Annotated in this window: 17 protein-coding genes and 1 tRNA gene; 6 read left to right on the plus strand and 12 right to left on the minus strand. The window is 39.3% G+C overall.

What is annotated here, in order from left to right:
• Window positions 1–19: 19 nt before the first annotated feature.
• The 7 genes from aroC to BLR53_RS04170 form a co-directional block, all read right to left on the minus strand.
• Entirely contained in the window at window positions 20–1,108 is a 1,089-nt protein-coding gene (aroC, locus tag BLR53_RS04140) for a chorismate synthase (protein ID WP_037443747.1), read from the minus strand.
• Window positions 1,108–2,379: a 3-phosphoshikimate 1-carboxyvinyltransferase gene (aroA, locus tag BLR53_RS04145; RefSeq protein WP_074587490.1), complete on the minus strand. Its 1,272-nt coding sequence runs from the start codon at window positions 2,377–2,379 to the stop codon at window positions 1,108–1,110. The genes aroC and aroA overlap by 1 nt, the downstream gene beginning before the upstream one ends.
• 12 nt (window positions 2,380–2,391) lie before the next feature.
• Window positions 2,392–3,531 (minus strand): chorismate mutase, encoded by a 1,140-nt coding sequence (locus BLR53_RS04150; protein WP_037443741.1) that lies wholly within the window; start codon window positions 3,529–3,531, stop codon window positions 2,392–2,394.
• A gap of 61 nt (window positions 3,532–3,592) precedes the next feature.
• The gene (locus BLR53_RS04155) at window positions 3,593–4,426 is read right to left on the minus strand and encodes a prephenate dehydratase (RefSeq protein WP_037443739.1); all 834 of its coding nucleotides are present in this window, start codon (window positions 4,424–4,426) and stop codon (window positions 3,593–3,595) included.
• A gap of 266 nt (window positions 4,427–4,692) precedes the next feature.
• On the minus strand, window positions 4,693–5,595 hold the full coding sequence (locus BLR53_RS04160) for a sterol desaturase family protein (RefSeq protein WP_037443736.1): 903 nt from the start codon (window positions 5,593–5,595) through the stop codon (window positions 4,693–4,695).
• The gene (gene aroB, locus BLR53_RS04165; protein WP_074587493.1) at window positions 5,585–6,652 is read right to left on the minus strand and encodes a 3-dehydroquinate synthase; all 1,068 of its coding nucleotides are present in this window, start codon (window positions 6,650–6,652) and stop codon (window positions 5,585–5,587) included. The genes BLR53_RS04160 and aroB overlap by 11 nt, the downstream gene beginning before the upstream one ends.
• Window positions 6,652–6,858, minus strand: a complete 207-nt coding sequence (locus BLR53_RS04170) for an RNA-binding S4 domain-containing protein (RefSeq protein WP_037443732.1) — start codon at window positions 6,856–6,858, stop codon at window positions 6,652–6,654. Before BLR53_RS04170 ends, aroB begins: the two co-directional genes overlap by 1 nt.
• 102 nt (window positions 6,859–6,960) lie before the next feature.
• Between BLR53_RS04170 and BLR53_RS04175 the strand changes: the two genes are divergently transcribed.
• Window positions 6,961–8,139 carry a proline dehydrogenase family protein gene (locus BLR53_RS04175; RefSeq protein WP_176763516.1) on the plus strand — a complete coding sequence of 393 codons (1,179 nt, stop codon included), beginning with the start codon at window positions 6,961–6,963 and terminating at the stop codon, window positions 8,137–8,139.
• Between the two features lie 75 nt (window positions 8,140–8,214).
• On the opposite strand, the gene BLR53_RS04180 is transcribed toward BLR53_RS04175, so the two are convergent.
• From BLR53_RS04180 to BLR53_RS04190, 3 genes are all read right to left on the minus strand, one after another.
• Window positions 8,215–9,723, minus strand: a complete 1,509-nt coding sequence (locus tag BLR53_RS04180; protein WP_037443730.1) for a catalase — start codon at window positions 9,721–9,723, stop codon at window positions 8,215–8,217.
• A 92-nt stretch (window positions 9,724–9,815) separates the two neighbouring features.
• Entirely contained in the window at window positions 9,816–10,142 is a 327-nt protein-coding gene (locus BLR53_RS04185; RefSeq protein WP_037443728.1) for an Mpo1-like protein, read from the minus strand.
• Between the two features lies 1 nt (window position 10,143).
• Window positions 10,144–10,782, minus strand: a complete 639-nt coding sequence (locus tag BLR53_RS04190) for an HAD family hydrolase (RefSeq protein WP_170844846.1) — start codon at window positions 10,780–10,782, stop codon at window positions 10,144–10,146.
• 65 nt (window positions 10,783–10,847) lie between these two features.
• Between BLR53_RS04190 and BLR53_RS04195 the strand changes: the two genes are divergently transcribed.
• From BLR53_RS04195 to BLR53_RS04205, 3 genes are all read left to right on the plus strand, one after another.
• Window positions 10,848–10,921: transfer RNA gene (locus BLR53_RS04195), tRNA-Ile, on the plus strand.
• Window positions 10,922–11,558: 637 nt separating this feature from the next.
• Window positions 11,559–12,209 carry a type A chloramphenicol O-acetyltransferase gene (catA, locus tag BLR53_RS04200; protein ID WP_074587499.1) on the plus strand — a complete coding sequence of 217 codons (651 nt, stop codon included), beginning with the start codon at window positions 11,559–11,561 and terminating at the stop codon, window positions 12,207–12,209.
• 16 nt (window positions 12,210–12,225) lie between these two features.
• On the plus strand, window positions 12,226–13,062 hold the full coding sequence (locus BLR53_RS04205) for a GNAT family N-acetyltransferase (protein WP_037443722.1): 837 nt from the start codon (window positions 12,226–12,228) through the stop codon (window positions 13,060–13,062).
• Window positions 13,063–13,115: 53 nt separating this feature from the next.
• On the opposite strand, the gene BLR53_RS04210 is transcribed toward BLR53_RS04205, so the two are convergent.
• Window positions 13,116–13,310, minus strand: a complete 195-nt coding sequence (locus tag BLR53_RS04210; RefSeq protein ID WP_143007823.1) for a hypothetical protein — start codon at window positions 13,308–13,310, stop codon at window positions 13,116–13,118.
• Between the two features lie 41 nt (window positions 13,311–13,351).
• Between BLR53_RS04210 and BLR53_RS04215 the strand changes: the two genes are divergently transcribed.
• Window positions 13,352–13,876, plus strand: coding sequence for a GNAT family N-acetyltransferase (locus tag BLR53_RS04215; RefSeq protein ID WP_074587508.1), 525 nt, complete (start codon window positions 13,352–13,354; stop codon window positions 13,874–13,876).
• 128 nt (window positions 13,877–14,004) lie between these two features.
• Here the strand turns inward: BLR53_RS04215 and BLR53_RS04220 are convergent, their stop codons facing one another.
• A complete protein-coding gene (locus BLR53_RS04220) occupies window positions 14,005–14,208 on the minus strand; it encodes an ArsR family transcriptional regulator (RefSeq protein ID WP_074587513.1) in 204 nt (67 codons plus the stop codon).
• 392 nt (window positions 14,209–14,600) lie between these two features.
• Here BLR53_RS04220 and BLR53_RS04225 point away from each other — a divergent pair, with 392 nt between their 5' ends.
• A complete protein-coding gene (locus BLR53_RS04225) occupies window positions 14,601–15,065 on the plus strand; it encodes a GNAT family N-acetyltransferase (RefSeq protein WP_176763517.1) in 465 nt (154 codons plus the stop codon).
• The last annotated feature ends 5 nt before the right edge of the window (window positions 15,066–15,070 follow it).

Here is a 15,070-nt window from a genome sequence, read left to right on the forward strand (position 1 = left end):
TTTAAAACCAGTCGGCTAATTAAAGCTTGCTGGTTTTATTTCTTAAAAGCAGATCTGCGATAACCAGGGCCGCCATTGCTTCAACAATGACAACTGCACGTGGTACAACACATGGATCGTGTCTTCCTTTTCCTTTTATTTCTGTAATCTCTCCAGCCGCATTGATGGTTTGCTGGCTATGCATGATCGTAGCAACCGGTTTAAAAGCGACATTAAAAGTAATTTCCATTCCGTTGGAGATACCACCTTGTATACCCCCCGAGAAATTCGTCACTGTTTTTGCCCTTGTTCCACCAGATAGAAAGATATCATTATGCTCAGAACCACGCATTTCGCTTCCTGAGAAGCCAGAACCATATTCAAAGCCATGTACAGCATTAATGCTCAACATCGCTTTACCCAGCTCAGCATGGAGTTTGTCGAAAACAGGTTCTCCGATTCCTGCAGGGCAATTACGAATAATACAGCTGACTTTTCCGCCGACTGTGTCACCATCCTTCCTGATGCCGTCAATGAATTCAATCATCTCTTTTGCTACTGCCGGATCGGCACAGCGAACGATGTTTTCTTCTCTGATTTGCAGCAGTTCCGGAATTTCCAATGCCTGTAGCTGCGGCGCCTGTATGGTACCAACAGCAGAAACGTGTGCGAATATCTCTATCCCGTGATGCTTTAAAAGGAGCTTGGCAATTGCACCTGCCGCAACTCTGGCCGCCGTTTCTCTTGCTGAAGACCTCCCTCCGCCACGGTGATCACGAATCCCATATTTTGCGTCGTAAGTATAGTCTGCATGTGAAGGACGGTATACAGTTTGATTATGGTTATAATCTTTTGAACGCTGGTCTTCATTAGGGATTAACAGCGCTATCGGTGTCCCTGTACTTTTTCCTTCAAATATTCCTGACAGGATTTGTACAGTGTCACTTTCCTTTCGCTGCGTGGTAATTTTACTTTGCCCAGGTCTGCGTTTGTCGAGCTCTGCCTGAATAAAATCAAGGTCCAGCGGCAAGCCTGCGGGGCAGCCATCAATGATAACGCCAATAGCAATACCATGAGACTCCCCAAAAGTAGAAATGCTGAATAATGTTCCGAATGTATTGCCTGCCATTATGAATGAATTAAAGTTTCAACTTCTTTTACCGTAAAGCCAGCTATTTCCAGGTCTTTCCAGAAATCCGGATAAGACTTTTCTACAACATGATAATCTTCAATTTCAACCTCTTTAATCAGCAGGCTGAGTGGTGCGAATGCCATTGCCATCCGGTGATCGTCATAGGTGCAGAATGTTACCTTTTCCGGAAAAGCCAGCTTACTGCAGTCAAGGGTGTAAATTTCCTGCTCTTCTTTTAGAAGAACCCCGATTTTAGCTAATTCCTGTTGCAGGGCGAGTACACGATTGGTCTCCTTAATTTTAAGGGTCTCCAAACCGGTAAAGGCGAGATTCAGTCCTTTAGCTGCTGCACAAACAATAATAGTTTGCGCAAGGTCCGGACAGTTTTTAAGGTCAATGATTTGATCTATCTGCTGTGAAGTGCCGGATTTCAATGAAATACCTCCTTGTATATGTGCAGTTCTTACACCAAGATCAATCATTAATTCTTGAATCTGGCTGTCTCCCTGCAAGCTTTCCTGCCGCAGGTTGGATAAATTAATTACTGCGTTATCAGCCAGAGAAGCAATACTGTACCAGTAAGATGCAGCGCTCCAGTCGGGCTCTACAGTTAAGGTAGCAGGCTGATGATTTTGTTTTTCGATTCTGATTGTATCTGCTGTCCAGGTATGCGAAATTCCAGCTGCGGCGAGCATGTCCAGTGTCATTTCCAGATAGGGTCTGGAGGTTAATCCGCCTTCGATATGAAGGGTTAAACCGTTTGTTAGGCTGGAAGCAATGATCAGCAGCGCAGATAGATACTGGCTGCTGACATTTCCTTTGATAAATACCTCAGCTGATGGAGCGTTCAATCCACCTTTAATATGCAAAGGTGGATATCCGTCATTTTTCGTATAACTGATATCCGCACCGATACTTTTTAAAGCGTCAACCAGAATTCCGATTGGTCGCTCCTGCATCCGGGAAGATCCTGTGAGCAGGAATTCTTCATGGATAGTAGAAAGGTAAGCTGTCAGAAAGCGCATAGCTGTTCCGGCATGACCAACGTTTACTGTTCTTAGCCCGGCAGCAGGCGTTTCCAGTTCCTTCAGTATTCTTTGAAGGGTAACGGTATCAGCTGCGTCCGAAAGGTTCTCTGCTTTAACCACTCCGCCACTCAAAGCAGCGATAACCAGCGCTCTGTTGCTTTCGCTTTTAGAGCCGGTCAGGGAAATCCCGGCTTGAATGTCTTTAGGTCCTGTAAAGGAAATAACTGCGTTTGGTTTCATCAGGAATCTTATTTAGTTTGTTGCTTCTTCTGCTGCTGCTTTAGCTACTTCTTCTTCAGTTTTACCTTCATTCATAATCTCGTTTTGTTTACGGATTGATTCACCGTGTACCAATTCAAGGAATTTTTCTGTGAAGTTGAGGTCTAATTTCATCGCTCTTGCAAAAGCACTTCCTTTTTTAAGGATTTCATCCCAACGGTTAACCTGAAGGATAGTTACTTTGTTATCTCTTTTGTACTGACCGATTTTTTCAACGATAGCCATACGCTCGCCTAATTTCGTAATCAGTGTATCGTCAATCTTATCAATTTGCTTACGTAATTCTGCCAGTTTATCTGAAAATGCCGGATTTGTAGATTCTGGTTCACGCACACTTAATCTACTTACTAACTCTTCCAGCGCAGCAGGAGTTACTTGTTGTTTCGCGTCTGTCCATGCAACTGAAGGATCAATATGAGATTCGATCATCAGACCTTGCATATCCATATCCAGTGCTTTTTGTGAGATATAAGGAATCAATTCACGGTTACCACAGATGTGTGAAGGATCATTGATGATAGGAAGTTCCGGGCAATGTGTTTTCAACTGGATAGCAAGTTCCCACATTGGTTCATTGCGGAAAGAGCTTTTCTCATACGAAGAGAATCCGCGGTGAATTGCACCTAATTTGGTAATTCCTGCATTGTTAATTCTTTCCAGTGCGCCGATCCATAAAGAGATATCAGGATTAACCGGGTTTTTAACTAATACAGGGATGTCAACGCCTTTCAATGCATCAGCAATTTCCTGTACTGTGAAAGGATTTGCAGTAGATCTTGCACCGATCCAAAGGATATCAACGCCTGCTGCCAATGCTTCTTCAACGTGTTTCGCAGTTGCCACTTCAACAGCTGTAGGAAGGCCTGTTTCGGCTTTTGCTCTTTTTAACCATTCCAGTCCAATGCTGCCAATACCTTCAAATTCCCCCGGACGGGTACGTGGTTTCCAGATTCCAGCTCTTAAAACAGATACTTTTCCGGTTGCTGCCAGTAAATGTGCGGTAGACAGTAATTGTTCTTCAGTCTCTGCACTGCAAGGACCAGAAATAATAAGAGGTTCGCTTTTAAGGTTTATCCAGCTGCTTAATGGTTGGATGTTTAAATTCAATTTCATGTTAAGGTGATTTTAATTCGTTTATTGTTGTTTAATTGTGATTTTCTTGTTTTTGACGGGATTATACTTTATCGTTCTTCTCGTATTCACCCATAATATTAAAGTTTACCGTATATTTTAATGACCTACGGATCGCTTCGTCATATTTGGCTATGTCTGACCACTCCATGTCTACATAGAAGTAATAATCATTTCTTTTACCCAGAACAGGCATAGATTGAATTTTACTTAGATTGACATCTTGTTTTGCGAAAATATTCAGGACTTCAGAAAGTGCTCCGACATGGTTGCCCACCTGAAAACAGATAGATGCTTTATTGATAATGCCAGGGTTTTCTGCTTTATCGTTTTTTAGGATAAGAAAACGGGTGTAATTCTTTTTATTTGATTCTATTCTTCTTTCAATAATATCCAATCCGTATAGCTCTGCAGCCATTGCATTCGCCACAGCGACAGTATCAGTTAACTGCTCTTCTTTTATTTTTTTGGCACAAGCTGCCGTATCTACACTTTCTACTATTTTTAAATGAGGAAATTCATCGAAGAAATCAATACACTGACGGATTGCAATAGGATGGGAGGTTACATATTTAACATCTTCTATTTTAACACCTGGTAATGCCATCAAATGTAACTGAATACCCAGGTAAACTTCTCCGGTAACTGCAAAGTTGTACTCTCTGATCAAAGTGTAGTTCGGTAACAGGCTGCCGGCAATGGAATTTTCAATTGCCATTACCACATAGTCAGCTTCACCTGCAGCAAGCACATCACAGGTTTGCTTGAAGGAATTACATTCTATGGTCTGGATATCCTTACCAAAGAATTTGAAGGCAGCTTCTTCGTGAAATGAGGCCTTGATTCCCTGTATAGCTACTTTTGTCAGTTTTTTCATTGGTTTATCTTCTTTTTAATTTTTTTTGATAAAAAAAAAGTCCCGGCGTTTTGCCGGGACTTTTCATATACAATTATCTTGATTATTTTGATTGCATATCAGTCCCGGCTCTTACTAAAGAAGTAAAAGTTAAAAAACCAATATGTAGTGATATTTCTCATTGTTTGTTTCTTGTGGATATTCTTATTAAAATATCTGTGTTTGTTGTTTTCGTTCTGCCAAATGTAACAACAAAATTTAATTTGTCAATATTAAAATAAAAAAAATTATTTTTTGTTCTCCTGTTCTCTTAATTCGTCCTGCAATACTTTCGCGATCTGTGTGCTGCCGTCGTGGCTCCATCCGGGAGGACAAAACACATATTTTATCTTATTCTTCCATCCAGGTGCTTTTCTGACATCTGATGACAGGGCGAAAAACTCATGGAAAACCGTACTTACCGGCCCGGTATCATCAGGTTGATGGGTGAGACCATAGGTGATGGGTTCTTGATCTTCAGGAAGTTCTTCCTGGAACGTTCCAAATAATCTGTCCCATATGATTAAAACCATACCCATGTTTTTATCGAGATATCTGATATTACTGGCATGATGAACGCGATGATGGGACGGGGTTACGAAGATATACTCAATCCAGGGATGTAATTTTCCTACAGTCTGCGTATGAACAATATTTCCATAAATCTGTGTAATCAGGTATGCATACAGGATATCCAGTGCGGAAAACCCCATAAAAGCGAGCGGAAGGTAAAAGAATACGCGATAAAGAGGTTCAAACACTGTAGACCTGAACCCTGTTGTCAGATTGAAATAAGACGAGGAATGGTGGGTGACATGCATGGCCCAGAAGAACCGGATATAGTGACCTGAGGTATGGAGAATCCAGTAAAGCAGGTCCTGAATTAAAATTAAAGTCAGCCAGTATAGAAAGACATTTTTAATTTCGAACAGACGGAACTGATAACAATAGTCTAATAAAAAAAAGGTCCCTGCCTTAGTTGACAGGTTGATGAGGAATGCGAGCCCCATCAGGTAAACGTTTGTCCAGGTATCCTTTTTTGTATAAAGCTTCCTATCGTGAAAATAACTAAAGTACATTTCAGCTATGGAAACCAGAATTACGGTGCCGAAAAGTGTTCCTATCGTTAAACTTCTAGAATCAAGTAGCATAAATTGAATTGTAAAACCTTAAACTCTCATTAATGTCGGTTTCAGAAACGCGACAGTTATAAGTACACTTACCAATCTTTTCTAAAAGGGAGAAAAGAATATGACCATTTTCATTTTTCTTGTCACTCTGCATCAATTTTGCCAATGCTTTGAATGACTTCTCTTTAATGTGGTAGGCTGGGTAAACTGAGGCGATGTAAGTTTTAACTTCTTCGAGTTCAGTCTCAGTCAGTGTACTGTTTTTCCAGGAAAGCCAGGCTTCACAAATCATACCAACAGCGATTGCTTCGCCATGGGTAAGAGATTTTTTATCATTATTTAATGAATAACTTTCAACTGCATGGCCGATTGTATGGCCAAAGTTTAAGATCTTTCTGATATTCTTTTCGAGCGGATCAGCAGTGACGACTTCATTTTTAATCTGCACCGAACGGTAAATTTCCTCTACTGGAAGCTCATTGAAGCGCTGTGCTTTTAATCTTTCGAAGTAAGCACTGTCGGCAATAAGACCGTGTTTGATCATTTCAGCAAAACCAGAAAGTAATTCTCTCTCCGGTACTGTTTTTAGAAAAGCAGACTCGATAAATACAGCTTTTGGTAAAGTGAATGTACCGACCATATTTTTTACATTATCGATATCAATTCCCGTTTTGCCACCGACTGAAGCATCTACCTGCGATAAAAGTGTGGTTGGAATATTTATGAAATCAATTCCTCTTTTATAAGTGGAAGCGACAAAACCACCCATGTCTGTAATAACACCACCGCCGAGATTAATCATCAGCGCTTTACGATCGGCACCGAAATCAAGTAATGTTTTCCAGATACCGATGCAGAAATCAATGTTCTTATTTTCTTCACCAGGATCGGTTTCAATCAGATCAAACTCGCTGAAATCATCGAGCATTTCACGGAAAACAGGTAAACAATGTTCCGATGTATTGATGTCAGCAAAAACAAACACCTTACTGTATTTTCCTTCTTCAATTAATGCGGTTATCGGCTCAAGGGAAGTCTCGAAATGTATATAAGTACCTGCACTTTCTAACTTCTCCATTAAACTACTTTTACTTTTTGTCCCATAAAATCAATCAGATCTCCCTGACGCACCTTTAAGCGTTTACGGTAATCTACTTCGCCGTTATATTTGACCAGCCCATCTTCTACAACAGTCTGTGCTTCACCACCACTTTGAACAAGTCCGGTGGCCTTTAACAGCTGTATCATGGGGATAAATTCGCCTTCTAATTTAAATTCTATCATAGCACAGCAAATTTACAATTAATTTCCAGACAGATATGCCCTTGTAAGTATCGGAATTTATATTTTTGCCTCCGATTGACCAATTATCCAATTAAAAACCAAATGTCTCAGGGAACAAAATTAAATTTTGATAATACGGAAATTGCTTTCCGTAGTAAATCTAAAGCCGAATTGAACAGTGCTTACTGGCTGTTTAAAATTATGAGCAGCAACTTTTTAACCCAGGTGGGGCCGCCGGTTACCAATCTGATGTTAAATGTAGGCCTGCCAATTCAGGGAATTATTAAAAAAACTATTTTTAAGCAGTTCTGTGGCGGTGAAACCATTGCTGAATGCGAAAAGACAATCGCTCAGTTAGGCACTGTAAAAGTTGGTACAATCCTGGATTATTCTGTGGAAGGAGAGGAGGAAGAGCATGTGTTTGATTATACCTGTGCAGAAATTATCCGTACAATTGACAGGGCAGAAGGAGATCCCAGGGTTCCAATCACAGTATTTAAAGTGACAGGTATCGGGCGTTTTGGATTATTGGAGAAACTGGATGCGAAAGCAGAATTAACAGCGGATGAGACGGCGGAATTTGAAAAGGTAAAAAAACGCTGTGAAAGAATCTGTCGTACTGCTTACGAAAAGAATGTTCCGATCATGATAGATGCAGAAGAGACCTGGATTCAGGAAACAATTGATCAGTTGGCGATTGATATGATGATGTTATTCAACAAGCAAAAACTGATCGTTTATAATACTTACCAGATTTACCGTCATGATAAGCTGGCCGATCTTAAAGCTGACCATCTGATAGCTAAGGAAGCGGGTTTTATTCTCGGCGCCAAAATCGTAAGGGGCGCCTATATGGAGAAAGAAAGAAAAAGGGCTGCAGAGATGGGTTATCCTTCGCCTATACAGCCCGATAAAGCAGCTACCGACCGGGATTATGATGCTGCGATTACTTATTCGGTTGAAAATGTAGAACAAATTGGCATCGTCTGCGGAACGCACAATGAAAATAGCTGCCGTATTCTTGCAGATCTGCTAGATAAATATCAGATTCCACACAATCACCCGCATGTTTACTTTGCACAGCTACTGGGTATGAGTGACAACCTGAGCTTCAATCTGTCCGATTCTAACTATAACGTGGCTAAATATGTTCCATATGGTCCGGTAAAAGCTGTGATGCCGTATTTGTTCAGAAGAGCACAAGAAAACACTTCTATTGCCGGTCAAACCAGCAGAGAACTGGATTTAATTTTACGGGAGAAAAAAAGAAGAAATATCTGATTATAAAATATGCTTTAAGCGAAAAGCCTGCATCTCAGCTAATGAGTGCAGGCTTTTTGCTTATTGGTGTGTTTTTTAATGTTGTTGTTTTTGCATTGCTGCAGCGGCATCAATCCCTAAACCACTTGCAACGGCCATTCCCAGGCTAATGTCAGCTCTAAACCAATGGCAAAGCTGTAAATTGATTATTTGATCTCTTCTCGGACCGCTTATACCGCTCATCGCACCTACAATGTTATTGATGAGGTTCTGACGGTCAGCATCAGTCATTACTTTACGGAAAAGGTCACCAGGTTGTGTATAATGGTCATTATCGCCTTCACCTTCATTTCTGTCATACCAGTCTGCAACATTCGATTCAAGCTCCCATGCTGGTTCTTTATAACTTTCATCAGGGACAACATCGCCGAAACTATTTGGATAATAGTTAGGGTCTTCATTACCATTTCCATCTACTCTCATCTGACCGTCCCTGTGATAATTGCTGACCATAAATGGACAGGCATTTACCGGGATCTGCTCGTAGTTAACGCCCAGGCGGTAGCGATGTGCATCTGCATAAGAGAGAATCCGCCCCTGTAGCATTTTGTCAGGTGAGAATCCAATCCCATCGACCAGGTTTGATGGCGCAAAAGCAGCCTGCTCCACATGTGCAAAGTAGTTTCTTGGTACTTCATTCAATTCGATTTCGCCTAAATCGATTAAAGGAAATTCTCCATGAGGCCATATTTTTGATAAATCGAACGGGTTCCAGCGGAAAGTTTTCGCTTCTTCTTCTGTCATTACCTGAATTTTAACACTCCATTTAGGGAATTCTCCGCGGTCAATTGCTTCTACCAGATCTCGCTGTGAATGATCCATATCCTGTGTGCGCATGGCATCTGCTTCAGGTCCGGTGAAGTTTTTAATCCCCTGCTGGGTTTTAAAATGGAATTTAACCCATACGCGTTCATTTTCGGCATTAATCATAGAATAGGTATGACTACCAAAGCCATCCATATGACGGTAGGAGTAAGGGGTTCCACGGTCGCTCATTAAAATCATAACCTGATGGAGGCTCTCCGGATTTAAGGACCAAAAATCCCACATCATGGTCGGGCTTTTCAGATTCGTCCTTGGATCACGTTTCTGTGTATGTATAAAATCACTGAATTTTTTCGGGTCTTTAATAAAGAAAACCGGTGTATTATTACCAACCAGATCCCAGTTTCCATCTTCTGTATAGAATTTTAACGCAAAACCTCTTGGATCTCTCTCGGAGTCTGCACTTCCTTTTTCACCTCCAACGGTAGAAAATCGCAGGAATATCTTGGCAGTTTTGCCGATCTGATTAAATATTTTAGCTTTCGTATACCTGGATATATCATGGGTGACTTTAAAAGTTCCATATGCACCTGTTCCTTTTGCATGGACAACACGTTCAGGAATCCGTTCCCTGTTGAAGTGCGCCATTTTCTCGTGAAGTATAAAGTCTTGTAATAAAAGCGGACCTCTTTTTCCAACTGATTGGGAATTTTCGTGCTCTGCATAAGGTCTTCCGGACGCAGTTGTCAATTTTCGGTTAGTCTTTTTGAATTCTTCCATGATTTTTCTGTTTACGGTGATAAAAGTAGCTCCTATTTAATGAGTGTCAAAACACGTAATTTCTATAGTGGTATAGAGTGAAACTATATGGGCTAAAATTTCTGTTTTCCCATCATCAGGTCACCAAATAATGCGAAATCGCCTATTAATGTCCATAAAGGATATTTAAATGTGGATGGTTTGTTCTTTTCGAAATAGCGATGTCCTATAAATGAGAAGACTGAAACTGATACAGGCATCAGGGCAAAGAAGATGACTTCATGGAAAAGCATTGCCGCAACAAATAGTAATGCCGCGAGTCCTACGCCTGTAAAATGAAGAGCCCTGTTTGTCGAGTTCTGATGTTCAGCCAGATAATAAGGATAGAATTCTTTAAGTGTATTGAATTTTTGAGGTTTGCTTGTATTGTCTTGAATCATTTTAAAAGTTTATTCCATTATTCTTAAGGAAAGAGCCCAGATTTGCGGGATTCTCCGTCATCAGTAAAGTATGTAATCCGGCAGCTTTAGCTCCAACAAGGTGCTGCGGACTGTCGTCTATAAATAGCGTCTCAGCGGGCTCTAGATTATTCTCCTGTAATACTTGCTGGAATATTTCCACATGAGGCTTACGCAGCTTCATTTCATGGGAATAATAGGCCTTTTCAAAGAGGTGACTATTGTCCGGTACCTGAAACTCATCCTGCAGATATTGCATAATATAATCAAAATGAATCTGATTCGTATTACTTAACAGAAATGTCCGGTATTTTTCTTTCACCTGAAGTAGCACATCCTGTGTTTGGGGCTTAACTCCTATGAGTAAACTATTCCAGGCAGCATCAATTTCCTGATCCGAAAGCCCATTTTTTTGTGCTGCAGAGCGAATTCCATCACGAAATTCCGCAGTTGTAATGGCGCCGGTCTCTAAAAGATCAAATAAATTATTATGCCCTTTATGTCCGAAAAAGGTGTCAACGTCCGGTATACCTAATTGTGCCAGAGCATTTTGAGCTATCCTGAAGTCTATCTCAAAGATTACATTCCCATAATCGAAAATGATATTTTTAATTTTTTGCATTAAACTATTTTTAAAATCCGTTACAAATATGTAACATTGCACTCGCAAAATCTAATAGATTTTCGGGGCCTATAGCTCAGTTGGTTAGAGTAGAAGACTCATAATCTTTTGGTCGCTGGTTCGAGCCCAGCTGGGCCCACAAACCCTCTTTACAATCCGTAAAGAGGGTTTTGTTTTTTTGTCGGAATATTTATAGGCCTTGATAGTAGTGCAAAGGCTGTTTTATGATTCGAGCCCATTGATAGCTATATAATCATCTTGCATAAATAATGCTGAGTCTTATGAGCGGTCTGTTTTGATAACCTGCATATATTCAACAAAAGACCAAACCATCGAAAATTTGCAGGCAGCCTTAGACAAAGTGTCATTTACTTCGCCAGCGTTAATTATTCATCACTCTATCCTGATTCAGCCAGTCCTATAATTAATCCTACTGGCAATTACAATCCCATGTGCAAAATTGGATATGCTTTGCCCTGCCCAGCTAATTCTGACCTTTTTAATTACAAATGATACAGAATAGTGTAAATTAGCTTTCCTTTCTAAAATGGAACAAAGGCAAACAATTGGTCGAATAGATTATAAATGCTTTAAGAAAATGAAGTTCCGCCTTTTGGCAGGTGTTGTGAACTCATGAACCAGTTATCTCCTGAGATTAGAAAATCAATCGTGGAAGTCTGCAACGGGATTTTCAAAACTCTGGAAGAATTAATGCCATTTAGACTGGAAAACATAAACCGGACAAAGGCAATAAAAATTAAACACAGCATCTAAGAATGAATACAACATATCAAGCAATTAATATCGAAGAATGGAAACGGAAAGAGCATTTTAATGCTTATCGTAATACGGTAAAATGCGGATTTAGCCTGACTTTTAAGCTTGATATTTCACATGTAATTCCGTTTATTAAGGAACAGGGGTATAAATTTTATCCAGTGATGATTTATCTGCTTTCAAAAGCAGCAAATAAACATCCTGAATTTAAAATGGCAATGAAAGAGGGTGAATTAATAGTCTGGGATCGGGTAGATCCGGTCTACACTGTCCTGCATCCGGAAACGAAAACTTTTTCGGCACTTTCGTGCCGATACACCGAAGAGCTGACGAAATTTGTAAAAGCGTACGATCAAACGGCAGAGCAGCACCACAACGACTATCGTTTTTTTTCAGAAAAAGCGCCAGAGAATCATTTTAACATTTCGGCAATTCCGTGGATCAATTTTGACAGTTTTAACCTGAACATTGCTGATTTCACCGATTATTTTGCGCCTTCTTTTACAATGGGGAAATACCAAAAAGATGGAAACAATATCTTGATGCCCATGGCAATACAGGTTCACCATGCAGTATGTGACGGGTTTCACGTGGCCAAATTCATTGAAACCTTGCAGGAATATTGTTTAAATATTGAAAATTTTAAATAAACCTAGAACATAAATAGTGCAGATACGTAAATTAACACAACAAGATATCCCTGATTTATTAAACGTTATTAACGGTGCTTTTGCCGATTATATCGTACCATATCAGCTGAATACAGAACAGTTACAATTTAAAATGGCATCGGAAAACATTTTGTTAGAATGGTCCGTTGGTGTTTTTGAAGCAGAAAAACCGGTTGCCTTTATCATGCACGGGGTACGGATAGCGGAGGGCAAAACTGTGGTGTACAATGCCGGAACAGGAGTACTTCCTGAATATCGGGGACAAGGTTTGGTGGGCAAAATGTACGACTATATACAGCCGTTTTTTGAGGAGAATAAAGTGAATCAGCTTGTCCTGGAAGTACTTGAATGTAATCAATCTGCCATTCGTGCGTATCAGAAGAACGGTTTTGCCATTCGTCGAAAACTATTATGCTTTGGTGGTGAATTAAAGCCAACATCTCACTCAAATACAGCAACGATTAAGCCTTTACAAGATTTTATATGGGAGGATTTTCGTTCCTTTTGGGATATCTCACCAAGCTGGCAAAGTGCCATTCCAAGCATGGATATTACAAAACCCAATGCTTTCGGTGCCTTTATTGATGCAGAACTGGTCGGATATGTCCTTTTTAACCCGGCCAATAAACGCATCTACCAAATTGCCGTAGCTCCTAAACATAGAAGAAAAAGCATTGGCACGCAGCTACTGACAGCAGTACAGCTGCAAATGTCAGGCGAAGAAGTAAAGCTCAACAATATGGACGAAGAAGCAGAAAACTTGAAATTATTTTTAGAAAAGCAAGGTTTAAGCAACCACATCAATCAATTTGAAATGCTAAAGAGTTTATGATGATACGGGTCGTGACATTGATGATTTTGATATAACAGTAGATACTGGACACCTTATATCAAAATCATTTTCTTGTTATTCCTCCAAGAGTTAAATAAATCTGCCAATGGCAACTGCCATTCTATGAATTGATCTGGCTCTGCTGGTTTCGCTGACGGAACCTCAGCATTTATAGCAAAGACGGCTTTAATTGCAGCATTAGATCCGTTTTTTATCGTGTTTGAAGACTGTAGTTCTGGAATTACCATATAGAGATTTAAAGGCATATATTCGTTCAATATAATAACCTATGTGGTCTCAGATAAAAATAGAAACCAAAAGATTAAACCTGATATCTGTATCTGATAAATATAAGGATGAGATTCTTATTGAGTTTACACCTCAGATTACTAGGTATATGCCTTATACACCTAATGGTAATGAGGGGGAAGTTCAAGATTTTTTGGACAAAGCTAAACTAGGCTTAATTAATGGTACCGATTTTGTTTTCGCTGCTATTCAAAAAGATAGTGATGTTTTTTTAGGATGTTGTGGGATTCACAATATCACAGAGGATTCTATAGAGCTAGGGCTTTGGTTGAAATCAGATGTGCATGGTCGGGGACTGGGGACTGAAATTATCGAAGGGTTAATCAATTTTATAGAAGAAAAATTGAAATTCAACTATTTGATTTATCCTGTTGATAAGGATAATGCACCAAGTAGGAGAATTCCTGAAAAGCTGGGTTTTTCTATATTTGGAGAGTATAAAAAAGCGAAAGATGAAAACACATTTCTCAATATTATTGAATACCGGAAATATTGTAATATTTAATGTCTCTACGCTTTAAATTCCATCATCTTTTTATTAAATCCACTTCTTTTCCACAAAGTCGTTAAATGGTGTGTACGAACTCCGTGTCCTCTAATAACTTAATCGTATTTTTTATAAATTTCATCAGGTTATGATGTAATTTTTGAGAGGTCAAGCCCAAGTTTAGTGAATTCTGTTTGTCCTTTTTCGGTAATGAAAAAATGTTTATCTGTTGGATCAGTTTTTTGTAGCCAGTCCTCATCAATAAACATTTTCAGCAACATTTCACCCAGTTTACCACCAATATGGTCATAACACGGTTTCGCGGATTTGATAGTTATATTTTTTGTCATCGTCACACTGTTTTATAGTTTCAATGCAAATTTATTTAAATGAGAAAAAGGATAATATGTCCTTTGTCACATAAAAAAATGATTCAGATAAGAATACTCATCATCAGTCCTATATCAGTCTTTTTTCCATTTTCATAGTTTAATGTGTATTTCCTTACCAAAGTCATTTAGTACCCTGTATTTTTGAAGTAAGTGAGGAATGAAAAAATCTAACATTGTTGTTTTTTTCTATTCCATTTCCATATATTAACATACAGCCTTCCCCTATATTAGTGCACGGGTGAGAATACGTAAATGGGAGAAAGAAAAGGAATAAAATGGGGATAAATGCAATTTGCAATGTATGATTAGCAAAGTAGTGGCTAATGATCTGGAAATAATCGAAAATGTATATGAACGCTGATCATATGGCTATGCACATAATTAAATATATTCCGGATTTTCAAGAGCATTGCATTGAAATCTTTAAAAGTAATTCGCCAAAGTTTTTTGATCCTGAAGAATTAAAGCTATTTGACTATTATTTGGTTAATGATGTCGAAAAACATTATTATGTTGTATTTGATGATCAAGAGCTATTAGCCTGCGGAGGAATATTTCTTGATCTTAAATCTGATCAGGCCGGCCTGGCCTGGGGCATGGTACATTCTAACCATCATAGAAAAGGAATAGGAAAGTATTTTACTGAATATAGATTGAATTTGTTAAAAAAGATATATCCTGGGAAAACCTATTGTATAGAAACATCGCAACATACTGCTAGATTCTATGAAAAGTTAGGATTTGTCACGGAACATATTATCACTGACGGCTTTGGAAAGGGCATTGACAAGTACTCCATGAAATTGGAAAATTAAAGCCG

Origin of the sequence: Pedobacter antarcticus (genome assembly GCF_900103515.1) — a bacterium.
Classification (GTDB): Bacteria; Bacteroidota; Bacteroidia; order Sphingobacteriales; family Sphingobacteriaceae; genus Pedobacter; species Pedobacter antarcticus.

Coding starts and splice junctions, on each gene's coding strand:
- aroC (WP_037443747.1), bottom strand. CDS start 1,108: ATGGCAGGCAATACATTCGGAACATTATTCAGCATTTCTACTTTTGGG.
- aroA (WP_074587490.1), bottom strand. CDS start 2,379: ATGAAACCAAACGCAGTTATTTCCTTTACAGGACCTAAAGACATTCAA.
- BLR53_RS04150 (WP_037443741.1), bottom strand. CDS start 3,531: ATGAAATTGAATTTAAACATCCAACCATTAAGCAGCTGGATAAACCTT.
- BLR53_RS04155 (WP_037443739.1), bottom strand. CDS start 4,426: ATGAAAAAACTGACAAAAGTAGCTATACAGGGAATCAAGGCCTCATTT.
- BLR53_RS04160 (WP_037443736.1), bottom strand. CDS start 5,595: ATGCTACTTGATTCTAGAAGTTTAACGATAGGAACACTTTTCGGCACC.
- aroB (WP_074587493.1), bottom strand. CDS start 6,652: ATGGAGAAGTTAGAAAGTGCAGGTACTTATATACATTTCGAGACTTCC.
- BLR53_RS04170 (WP_037443732.1), bottom strand. CDS start 6,858: ATGATAGAATTTAAATTAGAAGGCGAATTTATCCCCATGATACAGCTG.
- BLR53_RS04175 (WP_176763516.1), top strand. CDS start 6,961: ATGTCTCAGGGAACAAAATTAAATTTTGATAATACGGAAATTGCTTTC.
- BLR53_RS04180 (WP_037443730.1), bottom strand. CDS start 9,723: ATGGAAGAATTCAAAAAGACTAACCGAAAATTGACAACTGCGTCCGGA.
- BLR53_RS04185 (WP_037443728.1), bottom strand. CDS start 10,142: ATGATTCAAGACAATACAAGCAAACCTCAAAAATTCAATACACTTAAA.
- BLR53_RS04190 (WP_170844846.1), bottom strand. CDS start 10,782: ATGCAAAAAATTAAAAATATCATTTTCGATTATGGGAATGTAATCTTT.
- catA (WP_074587499.1), top strand. CDS start 11,559: ATGAATACAACATATCAAGCAATTAATATCGAAGAATGGAAACGGAAA.
- BLR53_RS04210 (WP_143007823.1), bottom strand. CDS start 13,310: ATGGTAATTCCAGAACTACAGTCTTCAAACACGATAAAAAACGGATCT.
- BLR53_RS04215 (WP_074587508.1), top strand. CDS start 13,352: ATGTGGTCTCAGATAAAAATAGAAACCAAAAGATTAAACCTGATATCT.
- BLR53_RS04220 (WP_074587513.1), bottom strand. CDS start 14,208: ATGACAAAAAATATAACTATCAAATCCGCGAAACCGTGTTATGACCAT.
- BLR53_RS04225 (WP_176763517.1), top strand. CDS start 14,601: ATGAACGCTGATCATATGGCTATGCACATAATTAAATATATTCCGGAT.